7 protein-coding genes and 1 pseudogene are annotated in these 7046 nt (G+C 62.6%); 6 read left to right on the top strand and 2 right to left on the bottom strand.

Annotated features, from left to right (window positions below; genetic code table 11):
- Both IOC61_RS05110 and IOC61_RS05105 read left to right on the top strand, forming a co-directional pair.
- A pseudogene (locus IOC61_RS05110) lies at positions 1 to 188 on the top strand (electron transfer flavoprotein subunit beta/FixA family protein); the annotation flags it as partial.
- Positions 185 to 1123: an electron transfer flavoprotein subunit alpha/FixB family protein gene (locus IOC61_RS05105; protein WP_195687787.1), complete on the top strand. Its 939-nt coding sequence runs from the start codon at positions 185 to 187 to the stop codon at positions 1121 to 1123. The pseudogene IOC61_RS05110 and the gene IOC61_RS05105, both read left to right, overlap by 4 nt.
- A 306-nt stretch (positions 1124 to 1429) precedes the next feature.
- On the opposite strand, the gene IOC61_RS05100 is transcribed toward IOC61_RS05105, so the two are convergent.
- Positions 1430 to 2032 carry a helix-turn-helix domain-containing protein gene (locus IOC61_RS05100; protein ID WP_195687786.1) on the bottom strand — a complete coding sequence of 201 codons (603 nt, stop codon included), beginning with the start codon at positions 2030 to 2032 and terminating at the stop codon, positions 1430 to 1432.
- Positions 2033 to 2254: 222 nt separating this feature from the next.
- Between IOC61_RS05100 and IOC61_RS05095 the strand changes: the two genes are divergently transcribed.
- The 4 genes from IOC61_RS05095 (at position 2255) to IOC61_RS05080 (ending at position 6348) form a co-directional block, all read left to right on the top strand.
- On the top strand, positions 2255 to 3319 hold the full coding sequence (locus tag IOC61_RS05095; RefSeq protein ID WP_195687785.1) for a C4-dicarboxylate ABC transporter substrate-binding protein: 1065 nt from the start codon (positions 2255 to 2257) through the stop codon (positions 3317 to 3319).
- Positions 3320 to 3438: 119 nt separating this feature from the next.
- Positions 3439 to 3954: a TRAP transporter small permease subunit gene (locus tag IOC61_RS05090; RefSeq protein ID WP_195687784.1), complete on the top strand. Its 516-nt coding sequence runs from the start codon at positions 3439 to 3441 to the stop codon at positions 3952 to 3954.
- Positions 3951 to 5279 (top strand): TRAP transporter large permease, encoded by a 1329-nt coding sequence (locus IOC61_RS05085; protein WP_195687783.1) that lies wholly within the window; start codon positions 3951 to 3953, stop codon positions 5277 to 5279. Before IOC61_RS05090 ends, IOC61_RS05085 begins: the two co-directional genes overlap by 4 nt.
- Before the next feature lie 31 nt (positions 5280 to 5310).
- On the top strand, positions 5311 to 6348 hold the full coding sequence (locus tag IOC61_RS05080) for an Ldh family oxidoreductase (RefSeq protein WP_195687782.1): 1038 nt from the start codon (positions 5311 to 5313) through the stop codon (positions 6346 to 6348).
- 214 nt (positions 6349 to 6562) lie between these two features.
- Here IOC61_RS05080 and IOC61_RS05075 read toward each other — a convergent pair whose 3' ends face one another.
- Entirely contained in the window at positions 6563 to 6778 is a 216-nt protein-coding gene (locus IOC61_RS05075; RefSeq protein ID WP_195687781.1) for a hypothetical protein, read from the bottom strand.
- Positions 6779 to 7046 lie beyond the last annotated feature (268 nt).

Here is a 7046-nt window from a genome sequence, read left to right as displayed (position 1 = left end):
CCGATATCATGAAGGCCAAGAAGAAGCCGCTGGACGTCAAGAGCCCGGCGGATCTCGGCGTCGAGGTGGCGACCCGGACCAAGCTGCTCAGGGTCGAGCCGCCGGCCGAGCGTCAGGGTGGCATCAAGGTAGGCTCCGTGGACGAGCTGGTCGACAAACTGAAGAACGAGGCGAAGGTGATTTCATGAGCATACTGATCCTGGCCGAACATCATGACGGCGCCCTGGCCGGCGCCACCGCCCATGTGGTCGCGGCCACCAAGGCCATCGGTGGCGATATCGACGTGCTGGTGGCCGGCGAAGGCGTCGCCGCCATCGCCGAGGCCGCCGCCAGGCTGGAGGGCGTCAACAGGGTTCGCGTGGCCGACAACGCCGCCTACGCCCACCAGCTGGCCGAGCCGATGTCGGCGCTGATCAATGAGCTCGCCGGCGACTACGGCCACGTGCTGGCCGCCGCCTCCACCACCGGCAAGAACGTGCTGCCGCGGGTCGCCGCACTCAGGGACGTGGCGCAGATCTCCGAGATCATCGCGGTGGAGTCGCCCGATACCTTCAAGCGTCCCATCTACGCCGGCAACGCCATCGCCACCGTGCAGAGCGAGGACGCCCTGAAGGTGATCACCGTGCGTACCACCGGCTTCGACGCCTGCCCTGATAGAGGGAGCGAGGGCGGCAGCGCCGGCGTGGAAGCGGTCGACTTCGTCGCCGACAACAGCCAGTCCACCTTTATCAAGGAGGAGCTGGCCCAGTCCGATCGTCCGGAGCTGGGGGCCGCCAAGGTGGTCATCTCCGGTGGCCGCGGCATGGGCAACGGCGACAACTTCACGCTGCTCGAGGGCATCGCCGACAAGCTGGGCGCCGCCGTGGGCGCCTCGCGCGCCGCCGTGGATGCCGGCTTCGTGCCCAATGACATGCAGGTGGGGCAGACCGGCAAGATCGTCGCGCCGGAGCTCTATATCGCCGTGGGCATCTCGGGCGCCATCCAGCACCTGGCGGGCATGAAGGACTCCAAGGTGATCGTGGCGATCAACAAGGACGAGGAGGCGCCGATCTTCCAGGTAGCCGACTATGGCCTGGTGGCGGATCTGTTCGAGGCCCTGCCGGAGCTCGAGCAGAAGCTCTGATAACGATCGTGATCTTCCAGGTCGCGCTCTCGATGAGCTGCGGCCTGTGGCCTGGTGGCTGATCTGTTCGAGGCCCTGCCGGAGCTCGAGCAGACGCTATGATAACGATCGTGATCTTCCAGGTCGCGCTCTCGATGAGCTGCGGCCTGGTGGCTGACCTGTTCGAGGCCCTGCCGGAGCTCGAGCAGAAGCTTTAGGACAAACAGGTACCATCCGCACTGCCCATGGCTCGGTGGGGGATGTCTCCCGAGACTGGCTGGTACCCGATGGCCATGACGTCGCCACGCTACGTCATGGCTATTTTGTTCAAACGCTGCTGATCCATAGGATCCGAGCTGGCTCCGGGCTTTTCGAGATCACCGCATGACCCATCTGGCTATCCAGTGCCAGGCTGTCGCCGACCTGGAGCCGAACTGGCTCATAGTGCTCGGTCCAGACCTCCACTTCCCCCTCCTGCACGACTATCTGCTCCTGTCCGGCATGCTTCTGTAGCTCGCCGAACTCTGCGATGTCGGTGTTCAGCACCGTCGTGACAAACACCAGGAAATCCTTGGTGAGCATATCGCTGCAGAGCAGTTCGAAACGGTAGTTGGGGGTTTCCACCACCGGGCCACCTCCCGCACGAGTCAGCGTACGCCAGCCGCTGGGAGAGCTGCGTTCGGAATAGTAGAACAGCTCGCTGACCTCTACCTCCAGGGCCGCGGCCAGGCCAACGATGACGTCGTAGGTCGGGGAGAGGCGGCCATTCTCGATGCGCGAGATGCTGGCTGCCGAGGTCCCCGATGCAGAGGCCACCTGGGCGATGGTTAGTTCCCTGGATAGTCGAAGCGCCTTCAGGCTCTTGCCAATTGAGCCGGGTTTACGGCGCCGTTCAAGGGGCCGTGGAAGCACTGTCGAGGTGTCACTCATGGCGCCCTCTCATTTCAACGGTTATAAAAATATAACTTACTAATCAATAGGATATATGTTTTATTTCTGTTTTTGACTTGATATTGCGTATATGCAATCCTGAATCAGGGTCCCGGAAGATTCAAGCAGCTTCATATGGTAGTGGCCGCAGCCTTCGTGTGATGCGGCTTTTTTCTTTCTTGATGCCCGACTCATGCACAAGAAGACCTTGAGGGGATAAACATGAACAACAGGAAACGACTGGTTGCGGGCATCACCCTGGCGACTGCCCTGGCGGCTGCCACCACAGGTGTCAGCGCAGCCGATAAAGAGTGGAAGATGGCTACCCCCTGGGGGGGCGGGCCCTGGCTGGAGCGTGACGCTCAGACTTTCGCCGATTACGTCAACCAGCTGACTGCCGGCGACATCGAGATCGAGGTTTTCCCGGGGGGGACCCTGGGCGGCGCTCTTCGCGTGACCAACACCGTCAAGGCGGGGGTTGCCGATGTAAGCCACAACTACATCAATTATGACTATGGCTCTGACCCTACAGCCGCGCTGCTTGCCGGCCACTCCAGCGGTCTGACGCCGGAAGAGTTCATGATGTGGATGTATGAGGGCGGTGGTGCCGAGCTTTACGAGGAGTTCCGGCGCGAGGTCTTCGATGTCGTGGCCTTCCCGTGCTCGATCCTGGGCACCGAACTCTTCCTGCACTCGAACAAGAAGGTCCAGACACTAGAGGACTTCCAGGGACTGCGACTGCGGACTTCGGGTGCCTGGGCCGAAATCGCCTCGCGTCTGGGGGCTTCCACCGTGGTCATGGCCGGCAGTGAGATCTACAACGCCCTGGATCGCGGTGTGATCGATGCCGCCGAGTGGGGTAGCCCGGAGATGAACAAGCCCACCGGCTTCCAGGATGTGGCGCAGTATGTGGTGTTGCCCGGCGTGCACCAGTCGGGAGGCTTCCTGGAGTGTCAGGTGAATCAGGACGCCTGGGATGAACTGGAGCCTGAGCAGCAGGAGCTGCTGCGTCTGGCCGGCAAGCTCAGTGTGTTCGATTCCTGGCTGGCCAGCTCCTACGCCGACCTGGAGGCCTACCAGGAGCTGGTCGAAGGCCCCAATGAAATCGTCCAGCTGGACCCCGCCTTTGTCGATGCGATCTACGAGGAAACTCGCAAGTGGGAAGATGAGCACGCCGAGGACAATGAGTGGTTCGCACGTGTGCTGGAATCCCAGCGCAACTTCAAGGGCTCCATGTCGAACTGGCAGCAGTATCGTCTGCCTATCGGTGCAATGGGCCGCGAGTAACGGCTAGCGCCTTCGACTGGATGTGGCGCCAGGAGGAGAGAGGCCCGCCAGCCTCTCCTTCCTGACGTCCACATCTGGGTGTGACATCCCCACCGATAATCCCATCTGGGAAAACTGAAATGAAACTGATCCATACAATTGAGCGGCTGACCCGCTGGGCAGGGTGGTTAGGCGCGGTACTGACCTTTCCGCTGATCGCGGCGCTGGTGTATGAGGTGTTCAGCCGCTATGTGCTTGGCAGGCCGACACTCTGGGCATTCGAGGTCAGCTATATGGTCATGGGAGCGATCTTCATGCTGGGCATGGCCAATGCACTGCGCCAGGGTCAGCACGTGAGTGTCGATCTATTGAGTCAGCGATGGGCTGACCGAACCAATGCCGGGGTGCGCCTGGCGGGATACTTGCTGTTTCTCCCGGTGTTGGCCTGGTTGGTGTGGGAGCTGGGTGCGTATGTCATCGACGCGCTCGAGAGTGGTGAGCGCTCGGGGCGTTCGGCCTGGAACCCGGTGGTCTGGCCGGTATTCCTTAGCTGGTGGCTCGGCTTTCTGCTGCTTCTGCTCCAGGTCGTCGCGGAAATCTTGAAGGCAGCGGCTACGCTGCGAGGCAACCCGCCCGTCGGGGAGGGTTCCGCATGAGTGACTTCCTGTCGCTGGCCATGTTTCCGGCACTTATCGGACTGATCATCACTGGCTTTCCGATCGCCTTTTCCATGATTCTGGTCGCCACGCTGTTCGGCATCTTCCTGTTCGGCGATGCTGCCGCCTATCAGCTACTGACCAAAATCGAGGACACCGCCTCCAACTCGATTCTCGCGGCGGTGCCTCTGTTTATCTTTATGGGAGCGATGCTCGAGCGCTCGGGCATCGCCGAGCGCCTGTTTACGGCGATTCACTTCTGGACACGGCGACTACCCGGAGGCCTCGGGGTCGGGGCGGTTGTCATGGGTACCCTGTTCGCGGCGGCGAGTGGCGTGGTAGGTGCCACCGAGGCGGTGATCGGTCTGCTGGCCATTCCGGTCATGCTCAAGCACAACTACAGCAAGTCCCTGATGTCCGGGACGATCTGCGCGAGTGGCTCGCTGGGAACCGCCATCCCCCCTTCGATCACGGTGGTCGTGCTGGGGCCGGTTGCCAGCGTATCGGTGGGGTCGCTGTTCAGTGGCCTGATGATGCCGGGCTTCCTGATGGCCATCCTGTTCCTGCTCTACATTGTGCTGGTGGCCTATCTGAAGCCTGAAATGGCGCCACGCATGCCCCTGGAAGAGGGCGACGACACGAGCTGGGGCGAGAAGGTGCGTGTCACGCTGTTGGCGTTACTGCCCACCCTGGCACTGATCATGACGGTGCTCGGTACCATTCTGCTGGGGGTCGCGACGCCTACGGAAGCCGCGGCCTGTGGTGCACTGGGCGCGGTGGTGCTGGCTCTGGCCTACCGCACCTTGAGTTGGGGGGTGCTGTGGAACTCCGCGCTGCGCACACTGAATATCTCGGCGATGATCCTGTTGATCGTGCTGGGTGGCAACATGTTTGCCGGTGTCTTCTTCGCCGCCGGCGGGATGGCGACCGTGCAGTCGCTGTTGATGGATACCGGCATGAGCCCCTGGATGGTGATCGGCATGATCCTGCTGATCGCCTTCCTGGCAGGTTTCGTGCTGGACATGATCTCGGTGGTGCTGATCGTCATACCGGTGGCCATGCCCATCGTGCGTGCCCTGGGTTTCGACGAGATCTGGTTCTGCGTGGCATTCCTGGTGGTGATGCAGACAAGCTACCTGACCCCGCCGCTGGCGCCGTCGATCTTCTATCTCCGGGCCATCACGCCACCCGAGGTGACCCTAAGGCACATGTACGCCGGTGTAGTGCCGTTTATCGTGGTGCAGCTGATAGTGCTGGCACTGGTGCTCGTCTTCCCGTCCCTGGCGATGTGGTTGCCTGAGCAGCTGAGTGGTCCGTCATGGTAACGAGTCTTGAACTTTCACGGGGTATCAAACAATGAAGGACCATGAAGCGCATCAAGAGGCGACCGTCCACCTTGACCGTGATGCCCTGATGGCCCTGTGCCATCGAGTCCTGGCGCATCATGGCTTCACCGAGGAGCAGGCCAGCGCCCTCGCTGGCACCCTGGTGGCCGCTCAGCTGGATGCGAGCCACTCCCATGGCCTCTATCGCCTGCTGGGTATCATCGACACCGTCAGGAAGGGGGGCGCCGTTGCCGATGCGGCCCCCGAGGTGGAGGACGTGGCGCCCGGCGTGGTGCGTGTCGATGCCAAGGGGGGCTTTTCACCCTGTGCCTTCGAGCTCGGCCTGCCGCATCTGGTGGCCAAGGCGCGTGATGCGGGGATCGCCCTGATGGCGATCAACCACTGCGTGCATACCACGGCGCTGTGGGTCGAGCTCGAGAGGCTTGCCGAGCAGGGGCTGGTGGGGGTAGCCTGCAACCCGACGCAGGCCTATGTGGCCCCGCATGGCGGCAAGCAGCCGCTGCTGGGCACCAATCCCATTGCCTTCGGCTGGCCCTATCCCGGCGATGCGCCGTTCATCTTCGACTTTGCCACCAGTGCCATCGCACGGGGGGATATCGAGCTGTATCGGCGGGAGGGGAGGGCGATCCCCGAGGCGTGGGGCGTCGATCGTCATGGTGTGCCCTGCAGCGACCCCGCCGAGGTGCTCGATCATGGCGCCATGACCCCCTTCGGCGAGCACAAGGGGTCGGCTCTGGCGATCATGATCGAGCTGATGGCCGGCCCGCTGATTGGTGACCTGCTCAGTGTGGAGTCCAGCGAGCATGATGAGGGGCGGCGTGGTTTGCCGTACCATGGCGAGCTGGTTATTGCCATTGACCCTTCGCGCCTGACGGGGGAGGCGTCGAGCGCCCATATGGAGCGCTCGGGGCGCCTGTTCGAGGCGATGTTGGGACAGGGGGCACGCCTCCCTTCTCAGCGTCGTTATCGCGAACGTGCGCGTAGTCTGGAGCATGGAGCCGAGGTGTCACTCGCGTTGGTCAAGGAGATCGAGTCACTGCTCGACTGAGTGGCGGAAGGGGCCGTAAGCGTGTATCGACACCGCCTCATCGGCCCTGTTCGAGAGACCACCCAATTGGAGTTATCCAGCCATCCTTTCGTGCTGGTGGCGCTCTGTAGCCACCTGGCCTTCTGCTCTCGCCGTATTGCTGCCGACGCTGCGGCAGCGATGCGGCAAGAAGGGCTGGCGTCTCCCCGCGCCGGCGGGTGATGGCTGAGGCTATCTAGTCGCCAGGCGGATGGTCCTTCATTTCCTTATCTGCCAGGGCGGCCGCCACGGCCTCTTCCCACTCACCTTCCGTGATATCCCAATGCTTCATCTCCTTCCGGTCGGCGGGACCTTCGGCGGCCTTGCGCAGCTGCTCTTCGGAGCCCTTCTCGTAGCAGTGCCGGGCAAAGGCCCGGGTCTTGGTGTCGTTCAACTGGTCGATCACTGACATGTTGCTACCTCCTCTTTCCTGAGCCCAGACACATCCTGGTCCATGAACCGGGGCGGAGTGGCGTCGTTTGCTGCTGGTGGGCCTGGTCGGGCAGCTTCACCCGGAGCAGGCAGGCGCACCCCGAGCAGGTTGCCACCGACAGGCCAGGTGCTTCAACTCACCAGATGCCTCAACTCGCCGACGAGGCCCGGGCGTTGCAGGGGTGAGTGGCATCCGTGCGTGACGCTCCAATGCTCAGCCGGGTAGAGGGACACTGCTGGATGCGTTG

It is taken from the genome of Halomonas sp. KAO (assembly GCF_015595025.1).
Taxonomy (GTDB): Bacteria; Pseudomonadota; Gammaproteobacteria; order Pseudomonadales; family Halomonadaceae; genus Halomonas.
Note: the sequence above shows the minus strand (reverse complement) of the source record. Positions and strands in the feature narration are given on the sequence as shown.